The organism is Pseudomonas rhodesiae, assembly GCF_013285305.1.
Lineage (GTDB): Bacteria > Pseudomonadota > Gammaproteobacteria > Pseudomonadales > Pseudomonadaceae > Aquipseudomonas > Aquipseudomonas rhodesiae.
Genome location: NZ_CP054205.1, coordinates 4,704,266 through 4,722,592, shown reverse-complemented (window position 1 = coordinate 4,722,592; position 18,327 = coordinate 4,704,266). Strand labels below are relative to the sequence as shown.

The following is an 18,327-nucleotide window of genomic DNA, read 5'->3' as shown; positions in this document are numbered from 1 at the left end:
GGTGGACGGAATGGGAACAGTGGCAGTTGCTTAGCAAAATCGCGGCCAATGTTATTTAGATCTTATAAATCAATGGGTTATAAAAAATTGACGATATGAGGTGAGCGTGAGGTGTAGCGATTTCGATACAGCTAGGCCCTTGAAAAAAAGCCTATGTGGATCAAAGCCTTGCATGGCGCGCAAAAAGCAGGGTTGTAGCGATATCGTTACGCTGTAGCGCTTTCAGTACAGCGGATGTCGTTCTCAGACCAAACCTTGGCAGTGCATTCAATGTGGGAGGGGGCTTGCCCCCGATGACTACCGATCAGCCAACTAACCTGTGACTGGCCCACCGCCATCGGGGGCAAGCCCCCTCCCACAATGTCTGTGTTTCACAGCCGAATCCCATCCACCTGTTCAGGGCTTGTTGGGAATACCGTACTTACGCAATCGATGGGCGATGGCCGTGTGCGAGGTGTGCAGACGGCTGGCCAGTTGGCGGGTTGAGGGGTAGCTGGTGTAGAGCTTTTCCAGCAGATCGCGCTCGAAGTCTTCCACGGCCTGTTCCAGGCTGTCGATTTCCACGTCGCTCTGGCGCGCCACCGAGGTGCCGGCGATGTCCAGGTCGCCGATGTCCACCAGGCTGCTTTCGCAAATGGCTGCGGCACGAAAGATCACGTTCTGCAATTGGCGTACGTTGCCCGGCCAGCGGTTGCCCAGCAGCGCCGGGTAGGTGCCTGGCGCCAGGCGGCACACCGGGCGCTGGATCTGCGCGCAGGCCTGCTGCATGAAGTAGCGCGCCAGCAGCAGGATGTCCTGGCCGCGCGCGCGCAGGGGCGGCACTTCCACGTTGAGCACATTGAGGCGGTAAAACAGGTCTTCGCGGAAGGTGCCTTCGCTGACCATTTTTTCCAAGTCGCGGTGGGTGGCGCTGAGGATGCGCACGTTGACCTTCACCTCACGGTCGCCGCCGACCCGGCGGAAGCTGCCGTCATTGAGAAAACGCAGCAGTTTGGCCTGCAGATACGGCGACATTTCGCCGATTTCATCCAGGAACACCGTGCCCTGGTTGGCCAGTTCCATCAGGCCCGGTTTGCCGCCGCGTTGGGCGCCGGTAAAGGCACCCGGTGCGTAACCGAACAGCTCGCTCTCGGCGAGGTTTTCCGGCAGCGCCGCGCAGTTCAAGGCCAGGAACGGTGCACTGGCGCGTGCGCTGATGGCGTGGCAGGCGCGGGCCACCAGCTCTTTGCCGGTGCCGGTTTCACCCTGGATCAGCAATGGTGCATCCAGCGCCGCCACCCTTTGCGCGCGGGCCTTGAGAGTGCGGATCACCGGGGACTCGCCAAGCAGCGCATCGAAGCCCTCTGCATGGTCGTGATGCAGGGCCGACAGCTGTTCGCCGATACGGTTGGGTTGGTAGAGAGTGAGCAGAGCGCCGGCATCGGTGATCGGCGTGGCGTCGAGCAACCAGGTCTGGCCGTTCACGCTGATCTCGCGCAGCGGCAGGCGAAAGCCCTGTTCCAGCAGGGTTTCCAGCAAGGCCGGGTCATTGAATAGCGCGCTGATGCTTTCGCCGGCCGGTTCGCGGCCGTACAGCGTGATCAACGCCGGATTGGCCAGCAGGATCTTGCCCGCACTGTCCACGGCCAGCACCGGGGCGGTCATGGCGGCCAACAGGGCATCCAATTGCAGGTGACGGCGTTGGCCAGGGAGGATGTCCACCACGGTCACCGCCTGCACGCCGTGCACGCTGAACAGGGCGTCGCGCAGTTCTTCCAGCACTTCGGCGCTCAACGTCGGTGCATCGATATAGACGTTGGGCGGCACCATCTCCACCGCATCCAGATTCAGATTGCGCCCACCCAGCAGGGCCAGGACTTCCTGGGTGATGCCGACGCGGTCGATGAAGCTGACGTGGATACGCATGGGATGGCGTTGGGTTCTGGAATGCGGAGGGTGCCAAGTATGCCTTGCAGGCGATAGAGATCAAACTGTGAGAGGGGGCTTGCCCCCGATCACGACGTGTCAGCCAAGGTATCGGTGGCTGATTCGTCGCTATCGGGGGCAAGCCCCCTCCCACAGTTTTAACGGTAGTGTGTCAGTGTGAACGGATTATGCCAGGTGTTCGGGTTTGACCGGATCGCCCGATTTCACATCCAGCTGGTGCCGCACATCCTCGAACATCAGGTCGTACTGTTTGTGCATCGAGCCGTTCAATACCGCGACCTTGGGCATGCCGTATTTCTGCGCGATATTCATCGCATGACGGGCAAAGTCGAATGCCTGGTCCTTGGGCAGGAAAAACGTCTCCTTGAGTTCATTGCCCTGTACCGAGCCATGGATCGTGAACTGCATGCCCTTGCCTTCCTTCGGGTCCTGCTCAACCTGATAGTCGATACAGAGGTTGTAGCTGTAGTCGTCCTTGTTCAGCGCATGTCGCTCGATATGCAAGTGACCGGATTCAAAGGTGGCCATAGGCGAATCTCCTCTACTTCACAGATAGGTGATGCCAGGTGTTGCCGTGCTGATGCGTGTGCCGGCGGTGCCCTGGACGATCGCTTCGATGTCCGAGAGTGAACCGATCACCGCGGTTTTGCCAGTGCGGCGGGCGAACTCGCAGGCGGCCTGAACCTTGGGCCCCATGGAGCCGGCGGCGAAGCCGAGTTTTTCCATGTCGTCGGGATGGGCCTGGCCGATGGCCTTTTGCGTGGGTTTGCCATAGTCGATGAAGGCGGCGTTGACGTCGGTGGCGATCACCAACAAGTCGGCGTCCAGTTGCGAGGCCAGCAGCGACGAGCACAGGTCTTTGTCGATCACGGCTTCAATGCCCTTGAGCTTGCCGTCTTCACCATACATCGTTGGGATGCCGCCGCCGCCGGCGCAGATCACGATGGCGCTTTTTTCCAACAACCACTTGATCGGGCGAATTTCAAAGATGCGTTTGGGCCGTGGGCTGGCGACTACGCGGCGGTATTTATCGCCGTCCGGTGCAATCGCCCAGCCTTTTTCAGCGGCGAGTTTTTCCGCTTCGTCCTTGGAGTACACCGGGCCGATGGGCTTGGTGGGGTGCTTGAACGCCGGGTCGTTGGCGTCCACTTCCACTTGGGTGAGCAAGGTGGCGAACGGCACTTCAAAGTCCAGCAGGTTGCCTAGTTCCTGTTCGATGATGTAGCCGATCATGCCTTCGGTCTCGGCGCCCAGCACGTCCAGCGGGTAGGGCGAGACGCTGGTGTAGGCCGCCGCCTGCAATGACAACAGGCCGACCTGCGGACCATTGCCGTGGGCGATTACCAGTTCGTTGCCAGGGTGGATCTTGGCGATCTGTTCGGTGGCGATGCGGATGTTGGCGCGTTGGTTGTCCGCGGTCATGGGTTCACCACGGCGGAGCAGGGCGTTGCCGCCCAGGGCTACGACGATGCGCATAAAGAATGTCCTTCTAGAGTTCGATGATGCGAACACAGGACCAAATGTGGGAGGGGACAAGCCCCTCCACACTTAACCCGTGTAGCCTTTAGATATCCGCCAGCGCCGATACCAGAATCGCCTTGATGGTGTGCATGCGGTTTTCCGCCTGCTCAAAGGCGATGTTGGCCGGCGACTCGAACACCTCTTCGGTCACCTCCACACCATTGGCCAGGTTCGGGTAGCGCGCGGCGATATCTTTGCCGACCTTGGTTTCGCTGTTGTGGAACGCCGGCAGGCAGTGCATGAATTTCACCCGAGGGTTGCCCGAGGCTTTCATCATCTGGGCGTTGACCTGGTACGGCAGCAGTTGCTCGATGCGCTCATCCCAAGCCTCCACCGGTTCGCCCATGGATACCCAGATATCGGTGTGGATGAAGTCCACGCCCTTCACGGCTTCTTTGGGGTCTTCGGTGATGGTGATGCGAGCGCCACTTTCTTCAGCGAAAGCCTGGCACTGCTTGATGAAATCTTCATGCGGCCACAAGGCCTTCGGTGCGCCGATGCGCACATCCATGCCGAGCTTGGCGCCGATCATTAGCAACGAGTTGCCCATGTTGTAACGCGCGTCGCCCAGGTAGGCATAGCTGATGTCATGCAGCGGTTTGTCGCTGTGTTCGCGCATGGTCAGGGTGTCGGCGATCATCTGGGTAGGGTGGAACTCGGCGGTAAGGCCGTTGAATACCGGCACGCCAGCGAACTTGGCCAGCTCTTCGACGATTTCCTGTTCGAAGCCACGGTATTCAATGGCGTCGAACATGCGGCCGAGCACGCGCGCGGTGTCTTTCATGCTTTCTTTGTGGCCGATCTGCGACGAGACCGGGTCGATGTAGGTGACGTGGGCGCCCTGGTCATGGGCCGCCACTTCGAACGCACAGCGGGTACGGGTGGAGGTTTTTTCGAAAATCAGCGCAATGTTCTTGCCTTGCAGGTGCGGACGCTCGGTGCCGGTGTACTTGGCGCGCTTGAGGTCGCGGGACAGGTCCAGCAAGTAATGCAGCTCACGGGTGGTGTGGTGCATCAGCGACAGCAGGCTGCGGTTGCGCATATTGAAAGCCATGATGGATCTCCTTCTGTTTAGGTTATCCCCATGGCCGACGCCTTATGAGCGGCGGCCATGGCTTGAAAATTAGTAGTCGATTGGGTCGCGGATGATCGGGCAGGTCATGCAGTGGCCGCCGCCACGGCCGCGGCCCAGTTCACCGGCGCTGATGGTGATGACTTCCACGCCGGCCTTGCGCAGCAGGGTGTTGGTGTAGGTATTGCGGTCGTAGCCGATCACCACGCCCGGCTCCACGGCCACCACGTTGTTGCCGTCGTCCCACTGCTCGCGCTCGGCGGCGAAGCTGTTACCGCCGGTCTCGACCACGCGCAGGGCCTTGAGGTTGAGCGCCGCGGCCACGGTGTCGACGAAGTTGGTTGTTTCCCGTTGGATATCGATGCCGTGGGGCTTGCTCTCGTCGGGGCGCAGGGTGAACGGCACGATCTGGCTGACCACTTCGGGGAAAATGGTGACCAGGTCGCGGTCGCAGAAGCTGAATACGGTGTCCAGGTGCATTGCGGCGCGGGACTTCGGCAGGCCGGCCACGATCACTCGTTCCACCGCTTTGTTTTTGAACAGGTTGCGCGCCAGTTGGCCGATGGCCTGGTGGGACGAACGCTCGCCCATGCCGATCAACACCACGCCATTGCCGATTGGCATCACGTCACCGCCTTCCAACGTGGCGGCGCCGTGTTCCTGGTCGGGGTCGCCGTACCAGATCTGGAAGTCGGCGTTGGTGAACTCGGGATGGAATTTGTAGATGGCGCTGGTCAGCAAGGTTTCCTGGCGTCGCGCCGGCCAGTACATCGGGTTGAGCGTCACGCCGCCGTAGATCCAGCAAGTGGTGTCGCGGGTGAACTGGGTGTTGGGCAACGGCGGCAGAATGAAGCTGGAATGGCCGAGGAAGTCGCGGAACATCTCGATGGTTCGGCCGCCGAAGCTGCTTGGCAGGTCATCGGCGGACACGCCGCCGATCAGGAATTCGGCGATCTTGCGCGGCTCCAGGCTGCGCAGCCAGGAATTGACCTCTTCGACCAGGCCCAGGCCCACCGTGTTGGCGGTGATTTTGCGCGCCAGGATCCAGTCCAGCGCTTCGGGCATCGCGACGATATCGGTCAGCAGGTTGTGCATTTCCAGCACATCAATGTCCCGCTCGCGCATCTTGGTGACGAAATCGAAATGGTCGCGCTTGGCCTGGGCCACCCACAGCACGTCATCGAACAGCAGTTCATCGCAGTTGTTGGGGGTCAGCCGCTGGTGGGCCAAACCTGGGGAGCACACCATGACTTTGCGCAGTTTGCCGGCTTCGGAGTGGACGCCGTACTTCACTTTTTCCGTGGTCATTTCAGATCCTCCAATGAACAACAATTACAAGGTCAGGAAGCCGTCGTAGAGTCCATAGGCCGCCACCAGGGCGCCAATGACTACCGCGGCGAAAATCAGCTTCTCGACGTTGGTGAAAATCGGTTTGCCCAGTTCATGCTTGGCTTTGGCGAACAGAATCGCGCCGGGTGCATAGAGCAGGGCGGACAGCAGCAGGTATTTGGTACCGCCGGCGTAGAGCAGCCAGATCGCGTAGATCAGCGCGATGGCACCGATAAACAGGTCTTTCTTGCGCTCGGCCAGGGCGTTTTCGTAAGTTTCGCCGCGCACCGCCAGCAGCAGGGCATAAGCGGCCGACCACAGGTAGGGCACCAGAATCATCGAGGTGGCGAGGTAGATCAGCGACAGGTAAGTACTGGCCGAGAACAAAGTGATGATCAAGAACAGTTGCACCATCGCGTTGGTCAGCCACAGGGCGTTGGCCGGTACGTGGTTGGCGTTTTCCTTGCGCAGGAACTCCGGCATGGTGTGGTCCTTGGCGGCGGCGAACATGATCTCCGCACACAGCAGCACCCACGACAGCAAGGCCCCCAACAGCGAGATGATCAAGCCGACACTGATCAACACCGCGCCCCAGTGGCCCACCACGTGCTCCAGCACGGCAGCCATCGATGGGTTCTGCAACTTGGCCAGTTCCGGTTGGGTCATGATGCCCAGGGACAACACGTTGACCAGCATCAGGAACAGCAGCACGGTGATAAACCCGATCACTGTGGCCTTGCCCACATCGGTGCGTTTTTCCGCACGGGCCGAGAAGATGCTTGCGCCTTCGATGCCGATGAACACCCATACGGTGACCAGCATCATATTGCGCACTTGGTTCATCACGCTGCCCAGGTCCGGGTTTTTCACGCCCCAGATGTCAGCGGTGAAGATGTCCAGCTTGAACGCGAACAGGGCGATCAGCACGAACAGCACCAGCGGCACCACTTTGGCGACGGTGGTCACCAGGTTGATGAACGCCGCTTCCTTGATCCCGCGCAGCACCAGAAAGTGCACGGCCCACAACAGCACCGAGGCGCCGATTACCGCAGCCGGGGTGTTGCCTTCGCCAAAGATTGGAAAGAAGTAACCGAGGGTGCTGAACAGCAGCACGAAGTAACCGACGTTGCCCAGCCAGGCACTGATCCAATAACCCCAGGCTGAGGAGAAACCCATGTAGTCGCCGAAACCGGCCTTGGCGTAGGCGTACACACCGCCGTCGAGGTCGGGCTTGCGGTTGGCCAGGGTCTGGAACACGAACGCGAGGGTCAGCATGCCGATGGCCGTAATGACCCAACCGATCAATACCGCACCGACATCGGCGCTGGCGGCCATGTTTTGCGGTAGTGAGAAAATGCCGCCGCCGATCATCGAGCCGACGACAAGTGCAACCAGAGCGCCTAATCGAAGTTTTCCGGGAGATTCAGACATTGCATAACTCCAATGCAGGAGAAGAGAGACCACAGAATAATTCCGTGTGCTAATCAAACAGCTGACTCAGATCACTTCATTGGCACATTCCATTGTGAATTAATGACTTAAAGGCAAACCGATAAACCTTGGTTTGCCCCGCAAAAGCGCTTTCTAGAGCGCTTTGTACGATGTGATTAATCATTTGTTGCAATGTATGAACGTTTGAAGCTAGACGGGATTCCTGAATGTGCAAACTTTTTCAGAGCCGCCTGCGAACTAGCGAGCAATATCTGGTGTGGCCAGTCGTATTTAAATTCTAAATAAGCCTAAACTCTATTAACTGTCATGCCTTTGCGTTATGAGCATCGCGGTTAAATGACACTCGGTAATAAGCGCTACACTCGAGCGATTAAGTAAGTTGAGTGCACAGTTGTTGGCTCAAGTGGTTTCAGTCAGGAGTACTCATGTCTCAAACAACCCAGAAACTTCGCCTCAGTGGCCTGATCGCTTTGGTGGTGGGGTCTATGATCGGTGGGGGGATTTTCTCGTTGCCCCAGAACATGGCCGCACGCGCCGAAGTCGGCGCCGTATTGATCGGTTGGGCGATCACTGCCGTAGGCATGCTGACTCTGGCTTTCGTATTCCAGACCCTGGCCAACCGCAAACCCGAGTTGGATTCCGGGGTGTATGCCTACGCCAAGGCCGGCTTCGGCGACTACATGGGCTTTTCGTCGGCCTGGGGTTACTGGATCAGTGCGTGGCTGGGCAACGTCGGTTACTTCGTGCTGCTGTTCAGCACCCTCGGTTATTTCTTCCCGGCCTTTGGCCAGGGCAATACCCCGGTGGCCATCGGCTGTGCCTCGTTGTTGCTGTGGGCTGTGCATTTTCTGGTGCTGCGCGGGATCAAGGAGGCGGCGTTTATCAACCAGGTCACCACCGTCGCGAAAATCGTACCGCTGCTGATGTTTATCGTGATTGCCGCCGTGGCATTCAAGGCCGACGTGTTCACCCGGGATATCTGGGGCCTGGGCAACCCGCAGATCGGCGGGGTGGTGGAGCAGGTGCGCAACATGATGCTGGTCACCGTGTTTGTGTTTATCGGCATCGAAGGCGCCAGCGTGTATTCAGCGCGGGCCGAGAAGCGCTCTGACGTCGGCCGGGCCACGGTGATCGGCTTTCTCGGCGTGTTGGCGTTGCTGGTGCTGGTGAATGTGTTGTCCTTGGGGGTCATGAGCCGGCCAGAGTTGGCGGGGCTGCAAAACCCGTCGCTGGCCGGCGTACTGGAGCGTATCGTCGGGCCGTGGGGGGCGCTGTTGATCAGCGTCGGGCTGGCGGTGTCGCTGCTCGGTGCGTTGCTGTCGTGGGCCTTGTTGTGCGCGGAAATTCTCTACGCCACCGCCCATGACAAGACCATGCCGGCCTTCCTCAAAAAGGAAAACGCCAACCAGGTGCCGGTCAACGCGCTGTGGCTGACCAATCTGATGATCCAGGCGTTCCTGGTGATCACCCTGTTTTCCCACAGTACCTACACCAAGCTGATCTACTTGGCGTCTTCAATGATTCTGGTGCCTTACCTATGGTCGGCGGCGTATGCGGTGTTGTTGAGCGGGCGCGGCGAGACCTACGAAGGCGCCCACCGCCAGCGTCTCAAAGACTTGCTTATCGGCCTGGTCGCCCTTGGCTACGCGGTGTGGCTGCTGTATGCCGGCGGGTTGAAGTACTTGCTATTGTCGGCGCTGCTGTATGCGCCGGGTGTGATCCTGTTCGCCCTGGCCAAGCGCGAACAGGGCCTGCCGTTGTTCACCCATGTGGAAAAAGGCATTTTCAGCTGCGTGATTGCCGGCGCGGGGCTGGCAGCCTATGGGTTATACAGCGGGGTACTGTCGTTGTGACAGTGAGCAGCGCGGCGCAGCCCTTATCGGCATCTCGACAAGGGCAGTCGATCACCACTGTGGCCGATGTGAGCCCAGTTCTCCGGCCGGCAGATCCCACTGCAACGGTGTGCCGTTGATACTGACGGGGGGCAGCAGCCGATGCGCCGGGCCCCAGGCGGTTTGTTCAACCAGCAGCCCTTGATCGTCAGGCTCCTCGGGCCTCAGCGCCGGTTGTTGCGGCGCCTGCCCGGCGTCTACCAACAGTTTCGCCGTGCGCGCCAGGGACAAGCGCGCCGATCCACCCCGGCCCGACTTCAAGCGTTCGCTCAAGGCTTGTAGCGCGCTGGCGGCCATCAGGTAACCGGTGGCATGGTCCAGCGCCTGCAAGGGAAGCGGCACCGGTTTGTCGGCCTGCTGCCAGGCCATGCCCGCCTCGGCGATGCCGCTGCTCATTTGCACCAGGCTGTCGAACCCTCTGCGGTTGCGCCATGGGCCGCTCCAGCCGTAGGCATTGAGGCTGACCTCGATCAGACCGGGGGCGATGCGTTGCAAGCCCTCGGCGTTATAGCCCAAGTGTTCAAGGGCGTCGGCGCGATAACCGTGGAACAGAAGGTCGGCGTCCTTGAGCAAGGCTTCGAACCGCTGCCGGCCTTCCTGGGTTTTCAAATCCAGCCGCGCGCAGCGTTTGCCCAGGGTCATTTCCGGCACCACCCCTGGCTCGTCCCAGGTCGGCGAGTCGATGCGCAGCACATCCGCGCCCAGCCCGGCCAGAAAACGACTGGCCACGGGGCCAGCCAGCACGCGAGTCAGGTCCAGCACCCTGAGCCCGGCCAGTGGCCGTGCCACCGAGCCAGTCCAGGGTTTGTTGACGGTGGTTGTGAAGGTCTGGCGCTGCACGAGGGCCTCGGCATTCACTGCCAGGCCTTGGGGATGTTGCTGCCAGGCCGGCCAAGCACGCATCTGCGCGGCACAACCGCCGGCTTCCACAACCGCCTGTTCCAGGTCGGCGGCCTTCCACGCCGCGACTTTGTTGGCCATCTCGGTGCGATCACGGACTTTACCCAGCACCTGCTCGGCGGCGGCGCGGTGATGGGGGGCGTTGGTGTGCAGGCGAATCCAACCGTCGGCGCTGGCGTAGTCGCCGGCCACCGGGTCCCACAGCGGCGGCACTTGCCAGCCCAGCGGGCGGATCGAGGAGGAGAACCACCAGGACGCCAAACGTCGGTCCACGCTGACGGCGGGCAAACGTTCGGTCTGTTGCCGGATCAGCTCAGCCACGGCCTGGCCGGCGGCGCCGATGCTGGCGCAGGCCAGATCGGTCACGGCAAAGGCCGAGGGCAGGGCGCCGGCACCCGTCAGGGGCAGCGGTGTTTGCGGCAGATCGAGCGCGGCTTGGATGGGAGTCAGCAGATCAGTCATCAAAGGCCCTCCTTTTTGAGAAGGGCCACTATAGAAGATCAGCCGCCGGGTGTGACAACCCCGGGTTGCAGCGGCAGATCGAGGCTGGCGATAAAGCCGCCACTTGGATGGTTGGCCAGGCTTAGGCTGCCGCCGTGGCGTTCCGCTGCGCGCCGCGCAATCGCCAGGCCCAGGCCGTGACCTTGGGCGGTCTGGCCCGGCGCGCGGTAAAACGGCTCGCCCAGTTGGTTCAAGTGTTCGGCATCGACGCCGGGGCCGTGGTCGCGCACGCTGATCACAATGCGTTCACCCTGACGTTGGGCTTGCAACTCGATGGGCTGGTCCGTTGGGTTGAAGCGCTGGGCATTGCGCAACAGGTTATCCACCGCCCGTTCGATCATGGTCGGCCAGCCCTTGAGGTGCAGGTCGGTGTCGGCCTTCAGGTTCACCACTTGGTCCGGCGCGCTGAGTTGTGCATCTTTTTGCAAGGTTTTGAGCAAGGGGTTGAGGTCCACCTCCTCAGCGCTGGCGTTGTCGGCGTCAACGCGGGCCAGTACCAAGATCTCGCTGATCAGCGCCTCCAGACGGTCGCATTCGCGGGTCAGGCGTGGCCAGAGTCGTTCCCGTTCATCGGGGCTGGCGCGTTCGGCCAGGGCTAGAGCGATGCGCAGACGCGCCAGGGGCGAGCGCAGTTCGTGGGACACGTCGCGCAGCAACTGGCGCTGGCTGCCGATCAAGCTTTGCAGGCGGGCGCCCATGCGGTTGAAGTCGGTAGCCAGTACGCCGAACTCGTCACGCCGATTGGCCAGGCGCGCCAGACTGTTCTGCTGGTAGGTAGCCTGGCCCAAGTCATGCACTGCGCCGCGCAGGCGGCTGAGCGGGCGGGTGATGGACAAGGTGACGAACAGGCTGAACAGCGTCAGCACCACCAGGGCGATAGCCAGCGCGCTCAAGGGCCAGGCCAGGCTGCTGCGGTGCCAGGCATCGAGTTCCGGATGGGGGATGCGATAGATCAGCAGGTAGGTATCGCCGGTTTTTTCGCTGGTGTATTCGGCGGTCAGTCGGCGCCAGGGCAGGTGGCTGTCCTTGTTGTCGTTCTGGCGCGCTTCGAACGCGGCCGCACGGCGTGGGAAGGTGCCGCGCACCACAGGTTCACCGCTTTCATTCAGCACTTGGACGTCAATGTGGTACTGACGCTTGCGCTGTTGCAGCAAGTCTTGAGCCGCGTCCTCGCCCTGGGCTTCGTAGAGTTGGGTCCACTCTTGAGCCAGGTTACTCAGGCCGGGATGGCGACTCAGAATCCACGCATCTTGATTGAGCATATGCCCCAGCAGGATCGACAAGCCGGCAACCAGGGCGATGGCTAGCCAGAAACTTGCCAGGATTCGCCAGAACAATGAACGCACAGGACACCCTCAAACAGGAAAAGCCCAGTGGCGTTGGCCACTGGGCTGGGGGATTAACGCGGACGCATTATTGCGCTTTTTGCGGCTGTTGGGCTTTCCACGCCTGGAACTGCTGCCACTCGGCACGACGCTCGGCTTGCTTCTTGACGATCTCGTCGTACTTCTTCTGCTGGTCCGGCTTAAGTACGGCGCGGATATCCGCCTGGGTTTTCTGACGGCCGGCGGCGATTTCATCCTGCATGGCTTTCTGCTCGGCAGCCGGCAGTTTGTCCAGGTACTTTTTGACCAGATCCTTGCGAGCGTGCCATTGGTCGCCCATCAGTTTGCCGATCTGCTCGCGCTGTTCTTTGCTCAGGTCCAGTTGGCTGAACGGGCCGCCTTTGCCGCGCGGACCGTGTTCGCCGTGACCTGGGCCACCCATCATATGGCCTTCAGGGCCGCCCATTGGGCCTGGGGTCGGGCCTTCTGGCATGGCCATGGCGACGGTGGGCAGGGCTGCGGCGAACATCAAAGCGATAAGGGTCTTGCGCATGGTGATTCTCCTGTCTCTATTCCGGTGAGTCCGGATGTGAGTAGGTTACGCAGATCAAGGTCAGCGGCGGTCAGGTGTGAGTAAAGCTTCGGTAAAGAGGGTTTTGTCCGGCGCTGACAAAACCCGGCAGCCAGGTCAGAGGCTGTAGTAATAGCCACGACTACGCAGCGCCACGATCCGGGGCCGGCCATCGGGGTGGGGGCCGATCTTTTTGCGCAGGTTGCTGACGTGCATATCCAAGCTACGGTCGTATAGGGTCAGCTTGCGACCCAGGGCGATCTGCGCCAGTTCCTGTTTGTCCAACGGCTCGCCGGGCTGGCGCAGCAGGGCTTCGAGCAGGCGGCTTTCGGAGACGGTAAGGGTAAATTCCTGTTCATCGATGCTGACCACGCCGCGCACCGGGCTGAAACACAGGTCGCCCAGTTCGAGCTGGGTCGACACGGCCGTCGGGTGACTACGGCGCAGCACGGCGCGCAGGCGTGCGGTCAATTCCCGAGGATCGCAAGGTTTGGCCAGGTAATCGTCAGCGCCCAGCTCCAGGCCGAGGATGCGATCCAGCGGTTCGCCGCGCGCCGAGAGCATCAGCACGGGCAATTCCGGGTGGTCGGTGCGTAACTGCTTGAGTAACTCCAGGCCGCTGCCGTCGGGCAGCATCACGTCCAGCACCACGGCGGCGGGGGCGCTGTCGGCCAAGGCCTTGCGCGCACTCAGGCCATCGTGACAGGCACGCACCTGGAAACCTTCCTGGCTCAACCAACTGGTCAGCAGCTCGCAGAGCTCCTGGTCATCATCTATCAGTAACAGCTCGCTCATGACTCACTCAATTTAGCCATTGTCGACGGCGACGGTGCCCCCCGCTGGCGAAGATCCCACACAACAGGGCAATCAAAGCAACGGCGCCACCGGTGACGAACCACTGCTGTTGCTCAGTCAGCCATCGGGTCAAGCCGCCGCCCTGTGCGTCTTTGAGTTGCTGGGCCAGGCGTTGGTTCTCTTGGCGAAGGCGACTCAATTGGGCGCTCTCGCGGGTCGCATCCGCGCTTTGCAGTTGCTTGCTCAGTTCTTCACGTTGCCGTTCGCTGTCTTTCAAGCGTTGCTGCAACTCGGTGATCTGGGCGCCGGCACTCAAGGACAGGGGCGTGGAGCTGCCGGTGTTCGAGGGTTCTTCAGCGTGGGCCGTAGCCCCGATCATTAACACTGCCAACAGACACAACTGACGTAAGCGCATCGGAACTCCTGATTCCACACGAATATTCAGAAGGTTGTCGGCAGGTTACCGGGAATAATGAGCCATTAGGAGTGTGCCGAACGCAATAGGTTCGGCACGCCTGCGGATTAAGGCAGGACTTGCTTGAACGGTTTGATCACCACGTTGGCGTAGACGCCTGCTGCCACGTACGGATCGGCGTCGGCCCAGGCTTTGGCGTCAGCCAGGGATGGAAATTCGGCGACGATCAGGCTGCCGGTGAAACCAGCCTCGCCCGGGTCATCGCTCTCGACGGCAGGGTGCGGGCCGGCCAGCACGATGCGGCCTTCGGCCTGCAGCTGCTTGAGGCGTTCGACGTGCGCCGGGCGCACGGACATGCGCTTATCCAGGGAGTGGGCAACATCGGTGGCAATGATGGCGTAGAGCATGTCAGTCCTCGGTCTTCGGCGTGGTGGGGTCGGTGTCATGCAGGTGGCGCGACAGGTAGATGCCTTGGCCGATCAGGAACAACACAGTCATGCCCAGGCTGCCGAACACTTTGAAGTCGACCCAGTATTCTTGAAAGGTAAAGGCCACAAACAGGTTGGCAGCGCCGCAGAACAGGAAAAACGCGATCCACGCCACGTTCAAGCGGGTCCAGACCGGCTCCGGCAAAGTCAGCGCATGGCCCATGATCCGCTTGATCAACAGGCGATCACCGATGAAATGGCTACCGATGAACGCCAGGGCGAACAGCCAGTTCACCACCGGGGCTTTCCATTTAAGGAAGGTTTCGCTGTGGAAGGCCAGGGTCAGGCTGCCGAAGACCAGGCACGCGACCAGGGTCAGCCATTGGCTTTTTTCCAGTTTGCGCTGGGAGATGAAGAGGGCGCCATAGACCACGATAGAGCTGATGATCAGCACTGCGGTGGCGCTGTAGATGCCTCCGACGGTCAGCTCATGGCCGGCGATATCGATGACCCTGGGGTCGAGTTTGTAAACGATGAAAAACAGCAACAGCGGGATGAAGTCGATGAATTGTTTCACAGTAAGAGCCAGAAGCTGGATGTGTCGGCATAATAACAAACATCCTTGGTAGCGAAAGCGCCAGCTGACTTGAGGTTACAACCCCCCGTGAATGTTGATTTGCACTGCCACAGCACAGCCTCCGACGGCGCCCTGGCGCCCGCGGCACTGGTTGCGCGAGCGTTTGAACACGGCGTGCGAGTCCTGGCGTTGACCGACCACGACACCCTCGAAGGCCTGGACGAAGCCCGCGCGGCGGCCCAGGCGCTGGGCATGCAGCTGGTCAACGGTGTGGAATTGTCCTGCACCTGGGGCGGCGCCACTATTCATGTGCTTGGCTACGGTTTCGACCAGAATGCCGCGCCGCTGGTCCGGGCCATCGCCGATTTGCACGATGGGCGTTGGCTGCGGTCCGAAGAAATAAGCCGCAAGCTCGGCCTTAAAGGCATGCCCAACGCCCTCGACGGCGCGCGGGCTATCCAGCAGGAACTGGGCGACAGCGGCAACGCGCCGGCCCGTCCGCATTTTGCCGACTGGATGGTGCGCCAAGGGTTCGTGCGGGACCGTGCCGAAGCCTTTCGCAAATGGCTGGGCGCCGGCAAGCTCGGTGACGTCAAGCAACACTGGCCAAGCCTGGAGGACACCGTCGAGACCCTGCGGGCCTCCGGGGCCTGGGTCAGCCTGGCGCATCCCTGGCATTACGATTTCACCCGCAGCAAACGTCGCAAGCTGATCGGCGACTATATTGGAGCGGGAGGCCACGCTATCGAAGTGGTCAACGGGCATCAACCCGCCGAGCAGGTTGGCAGTCTGGCGATTCTTGCCCGCGAATTTGGTCTGCTGGTCAGTGCCGGCAGTGACTTTCATGGCCCAGGCGGCTGGTCCGAGATCGGCGAGTATCGTCCGGTCCCGGAGGATTTGCCGCTCTTGTGGGGGCGATTCAAGCATGACCCCATTATTGCCACCGTCTGAACAGGTAGAGCACGTGAGTCAATTCTTCCAGATTCATCCGGAAAACCCCCAGCCACGCCTGATTAAACAGGCCGTGGAGATTATTCGCGCCGGCGGCGTGGTGATCTACCCCACCGATTCGTCCTACGCCATCGGTTGTCAGATCGGCGATAAAGGCGCGGTCGAACGGGTCAGACGTTTGCGTCAGTTGGACGACAAACACAACTTTGCGCTGATCTGCAGCGACCTGTCCCAATTGGGGCTGTTCGCCAAGGTCGATACCGGCACCTTCCGCCTGCTCAAGGCCCACACGCCGGGGCCTTACACCTTTATTCTCAACGCCACCCGCGAAGTGCCGCGCCTGCTGCTGCACCCCAAGAAGCGCACCATCGGCCTGCGCGTGCCGGAGCATCCGATTGCCCTGGCGCTGTTGGCCGAGCTGGGTGAGCCCCTGATGAGTGTGTCGCTGATCATGCCCGGCGAGACCGAGCCGCTGGAAGATCCGTACGAGATGCGTCAGCTCTTGGAAAAACAGGTGGACCTGATCATCGACGGCGGTTTCGGCGGCGCCAAGGCGTCCACCGTGATCAATCTGGCCGATGGCGAGCCGGAAGTGATCCGCGTCGGTTGCGGCGACCCCGCGCCCTTTATGGCCGAGGCCTGAATGTCGGCTGTGGAATCCGTCGATCCCCAGGCAGGCGCCCAGCAGGAACTGCCGTTCGCCATGGTCTACGGCCAGGCGGTCATGGAAATGCCGCTGGACCTGTACATCCCGCCGGATGCGCTGGAAGTGTTCCTGGAAGCGTTCGAAGGCCCGCTGGACTTGCTGCTGTACCTGATCCGCAAACAGAACATCAATATCCTCGACATCCCCGTGGCGGAAATCACCCGCCAGTACATGGGCTATGTCGAGCTGATGCAGTCGGTGCGTCTGGAGCTGGCCGCCGAGTATCTGGTGATGGCGGCCATGCTCGCCGAGATCAAATCGCGCATGCTGTTGCCGCGCTCGGAGACGGTGGAGGCCGAAGAGGATGACCCGCGCGCCGAACTGATCCGACGCCTGCAGGAGTACGAGCGCTTCAAGGCCGCCGCCGAGGGCATCGACGGCTTGAGCCGCGTCGGTCGTGATGTGGTGGTGCCCAAGCTCGACGCCCCCGAGGCCCGCGCGCGCAAGTTGCTGCCGGACGTGAGCCTGGAAGAATTGCTGATGTCCATGGCCGAGGTGCTGCGCCGGGGCGATATGTTTGAAAGCCACCAGGTCAGCCGCGAAGCGCTGTCCACCCGCGAGCGCATGAGCGATGTGCTGGAGCGCCTCAAGGGTGGCGGGTTTGTGCCGTTTGTCGAGCTGTTCACCGCCGAAGAAGGGCGCCTGGGTGTGGTGGTGACGTTTATGGCGATCCTCGAACTGGTCAAGGAGTCCTTGGTCGAGCTGGTCCAGAATGAGCCTTTTGCGGCTATCCACGTGCGGGCGCGAGCCGAATAAAGAGCTGACACCATGAATCTGACTGAACCTCGCGAACTGGCCCCCTTGCTGGAGGCTTTTCTTCTGGCCTCGGGCAAGCCGCAGTCCCTGGAGCGCTTGTTCGAACTGTTTGAAGAGGCCGAGCGTCCCGAGCCGCCGGTGTTCAAGAAGGCCCTGGAGATCCTGCGTAAATCCTGCGACGGCCGTGCCTTTGAACTGCGCGAAGTAGCGTCGGGTTATCGCTTGCAAATCCGTGAGAAATTTTCCCCTTGGGTGGGGCGCCTGTGGGAAGAACGTCCGCAGCGCTATTCGCGGGCGATGCTGGAGACCATGGCATTGATTGCCTATCGCCAGCCGATCACCCGGGGCGAGATCGAGGATGTGCGCGGCGTGGCGGTCAACAGCCATATCGTCAAGACGCTGCTGGAGCGTGAGTGGATCCGCATCGTCGGCTACCGCGACGTGCCGGGCAAACCGGCGATGTTCGCCACCACCAAAGTGTTCCTCGACCACTTCAACCTGAAAAACCTCGATGACCTGCCGCCGCTCGCCGAATTGCGCGAAATGGAGGCCGAACCGGTACTCGATTTCGACGACGCGCCGGTTCCGGCGGGGTTGCAGGAACTGGCGGACGCCAGCGCCGAGCCGGAGGAGCCGAAGGACGAGACCAGTTTCCACACCTTGTTGCTGGAACTGGACGACATGGAGCAGGGCATCAAGACCGACTTCGATGACTTGCTGCGCGATGGTGACGCCGAGCCCGAAGCCCAGGCGAGCGTGGAGGTCGAACCTGAACCTGAGGACGATATCCTCGGCGTGGCCGAAGCCCGCGAAAAACTCCTGGCCGCCGTCGCCGCCCTCGAACAACCGCCCCTGAGCGACGAAGAAGACGAAGCCCGGGCCCTGGCCGAAGCCATCGAGAACGAACGCCGCCAGTTCGAAGACTGACGCAGTCCAATGCAGGAAGGGGCTTGCCCCCGATCGCGGTGGTTCAGTCAAGCAGGTTGGGGCTGATACACCGCAATCGGGGGCAAGCCCCTTCCACAAGGATTCAGCGGTGCTTTGGGCATCACCGGTCGGCGGAAAAATCAATGACCTGGCGCTTATCGACTACTCTCTGATGCGCAACGCGCGCCATGCGCGTATGATTCGCGACCCTTTGCCGAGCTATTCGGCCAAAGCCCCGCTTTCAACACTCTTCAGGCCACGCCTGAATCGACCCACCGGGAGG

Annotated in this window: 18 protein-coding genes; 5 read left to right on the top strand and 13 right to left on the bottom strand. The window is 61.2% G+C overall.

The features are described 5' to 3' along the window. Positions 1-396 precede the first annotated feature (396 nt). The 6 genes from HRH33_RS21365 to arcD (HRH33_RS21340) form a co-directional block, all read right to left on the bottom strand. A complete protein-coding gene (locus tag HRH33_RS21365; protein WP_167416674.1) occupies positions 397-1,905 on the bottom strand; it encodes a sigma-54-dependent transcriptional regulator in 1,509 nt (502 codons plus the stop codon). Positions 1,906-2,091: 186 nt separating this feature from the next. Further along, positions 2,092-2,454 carry a DUF5064 family protein gene (locus HRH33_RS21360; protein ID WP_034100136.1) on the bottom strand — a complete coding sequence of 121 codons (363 nt, stop codon included), beginning with the start codon at positions 2,452-2,454 and terminating at the stop codon, positions 2,092-2,094. 18 nt (positions 2,455-2,472) lie between these two features. Next, a complete protein-coding gene (gene arcC / locus HRH33_RS21355) occupies positions 2,473-3,402 on the bottom strand; it encodes a carbamate kinase (protein WP_034100134.1) in 930 nt (309 codons plus the stop codon). 88 nt (positions 3,403-3,490) lie between these two features. Beyond that, entirely contained in the window at positions 3,491-4,501 is a 1,011-nt protein-coding gene (locus tag HRH33_RS21350) for an ornithine carbamoyltransferase (protein ID WP_034100131.1), read from the bottom strand. Between the two features lie 69 nt (positions 4,502-4,570). Beyond that, complete coding sequence (gene arcA, locus HRH33_RS21345; protein WP_094065430.1) at positions 4,571-5,827, bottom strand: arginine deiminase; 1,257 nt, start codon at positions 5,825-5,827, stop codon at positions 4,571-4,573. A 24-nt stretch (positions 5,828-5,851) separates the two neighbouring features. Continuing rightward, complete coding sequence (arcD, locus tag HRH33_RS21340; RefSeq protein ID WP_034100127.1) at positions 5,852-7,279, bottom strand: arginine-ornithine antiporter; 1,428 nt, start codon at positions 7,277-7,279, stop codon at positions 5,852-5,854. A gap of 446 nt (positions 7,280-7,725) precedes the next feature. On the opposite strand from arcD (HRH33_RS21340), the gene arcD (HRH33_RS21335) reads away from it, so the two are divergent. Next, positions 7,726-9,153 carry an arginine-ornithine antiporter gene (arcD, locus tag HRH33_RS21335; protein ID WP_167416675.1) on the top strand — a complete coding sequence of 476 codons (1,428 nt, stop codon included), beginning with the start codon at positions 7,726-7,728 and terminating at the stop codon, positions 9,151-9,153. A 51-nt stretch (positions 9,154-9,204) separates the two neighbouring features. Here arcD (HRH33_RS21335) and HRH33_RS21330 read toward each other — a convergent pair whose 3' ends face one another. The 7 genes from HRH33_RS21330 to HRH33_RS21300 all read right to left on the bottom strand — a co-directional run bounded on the left by HRH33_RS21330 (position 9,205) and on the right by HRH33_RS21300 (position 14,704). Continuing rightward, complete coding sequence (locus HRH33_RS21330; RefSeq protein WP_167416676.1) at positions 9,205-10,554, bottom strand: CoA transferase; 1,350 nt, start codon at positions 10,552-10,554, stop codon at positions 9,205-9,207. Positions 10,555-10,592: 38 nt separating this feature from the next. Then, positions 10,593-11,939 (bottom strand): sensor histidine kinase, encoded by a 1,347-nt coding sequence (locus tag HRH33_RS21325; RefSeq protein WP_167416677.1) that lies wholly within the window; start codon positions 11,937-11,939, stop codon positions 10,593-10,595. A 67-nt stretch (positions 11,940-12,006) separates the two neighbouring features. After that, positions 12,007-12,471, bottom strand: a complete 465-nt coding sequence (locus tag HRH33_RS21320; RefSeq protein WP_040269291.1) for an LTXXQ domain protein — start codon at positions 12,469-12,471, stop codon at positions 12,007-12,009. Between the two features lie 135 nt (positions 12,472-12,606). Then, entirely contained in the window at positions 12,607-13,284 is a 678-nt protein-coding gene (locus HRH33_RS21315) for a response regulator transcription factor (protein WP_034139114.1), read from the bottom strand. A gap of 7 nt (positions 13,285-13,291) precedes the next feature. Continuing rightward, the gene (locus HRH33_RS21310) at positions 13,292-13,699 is read right to left on the bottom strand and encodes an SH3 domain-containing protein (RefSeq protein ID WP_034100116.1); all 408 of its coding nucleotides are present in this window, start codon (positions 13,697-13,699) and stop codon (positions 13,292-13,294) included. Between the two features lie 107 nt (positions 13,700-13,806). Continuing rightward, complete coding sequence (locus tag HRH33_RS21305; protein WP_034139113.1) at positions 13,807-14,106, bottom strand: YciI family protein; 300 nt, start codon at positions 14,104-14,106, stop codon at positions 13,807-13,809. Between the two features lies 1 nt (position 14,107). Beyond that, positions 14,108-14,704, bottom strand: coding sequence for a septation protein A (locus tag HRH33_RS21300; RefSeq protein ID WP_167416678.1), 597 nt, complete (start codon positions 14,702-14,704; stop codon positions 14,108-14,110). A gap of 87 nt (positions 14,705-14,791) precedes the next feature. Here HRH33_RS21300 and HRH33_RS21295 point away from each other — a divergent pair, with 87 nt between their 5' ends. The 4 genes from HRH33_RS21295 (at position 14,792) to scpB (ending at position 18,044) form a co-directional block, all read left to right on the top strand. Further along, the gene (locus tag HRH33_RS21295) at positions 14,792-15,655 is read left to right on the top strand and encodes a PHP domain-containing protein (protein WP_034114972.1); all 864 of its coding nucleotides are present in this window, start codon (positions 14,792-14,794) and stop codon (positions 15,653-15,655) included. Positions 15,656-15,668: 13 nt separating this feature from the next. Further along, positions 15,669-16,298, top strand: a complete 630-nt coding sequence (locus HRH33_RS21290) for an L-threonylcarbamoyladenylate synthase (RefSeq protein ID WP_034100108.1) — start codon at positions 15,669-15,671, stop codon at positions 16,296-16,298. Between the two features lie 120 nt (positions 16,299-16,418). Beyond that, complete coding sequence (locus tag HRH33_RS21285) at positions 16,419-17,117, top strand: segregation and condensation protein A (RefSeq protein ID WP_164365898.1); 699 nt, start codon at positions 16,419-16,421, stop codon at positions 17,115-17,117. A 12-nt stretch (positions 17,118-17,129) separates the two neighbouring features. Then, positions 17,130-18,044, top strand: coding sequence for an SMC-Scp complex subunit ScpB (gene scpB / locus HRH33_RS21280; protein WP_040269289.1), 915 nt, complete (start codon positions 17,130-17,132; stop codon positions 18,042-18,044). Positions 18,045-18,327 lie beyond the last annotated feature (283 nt).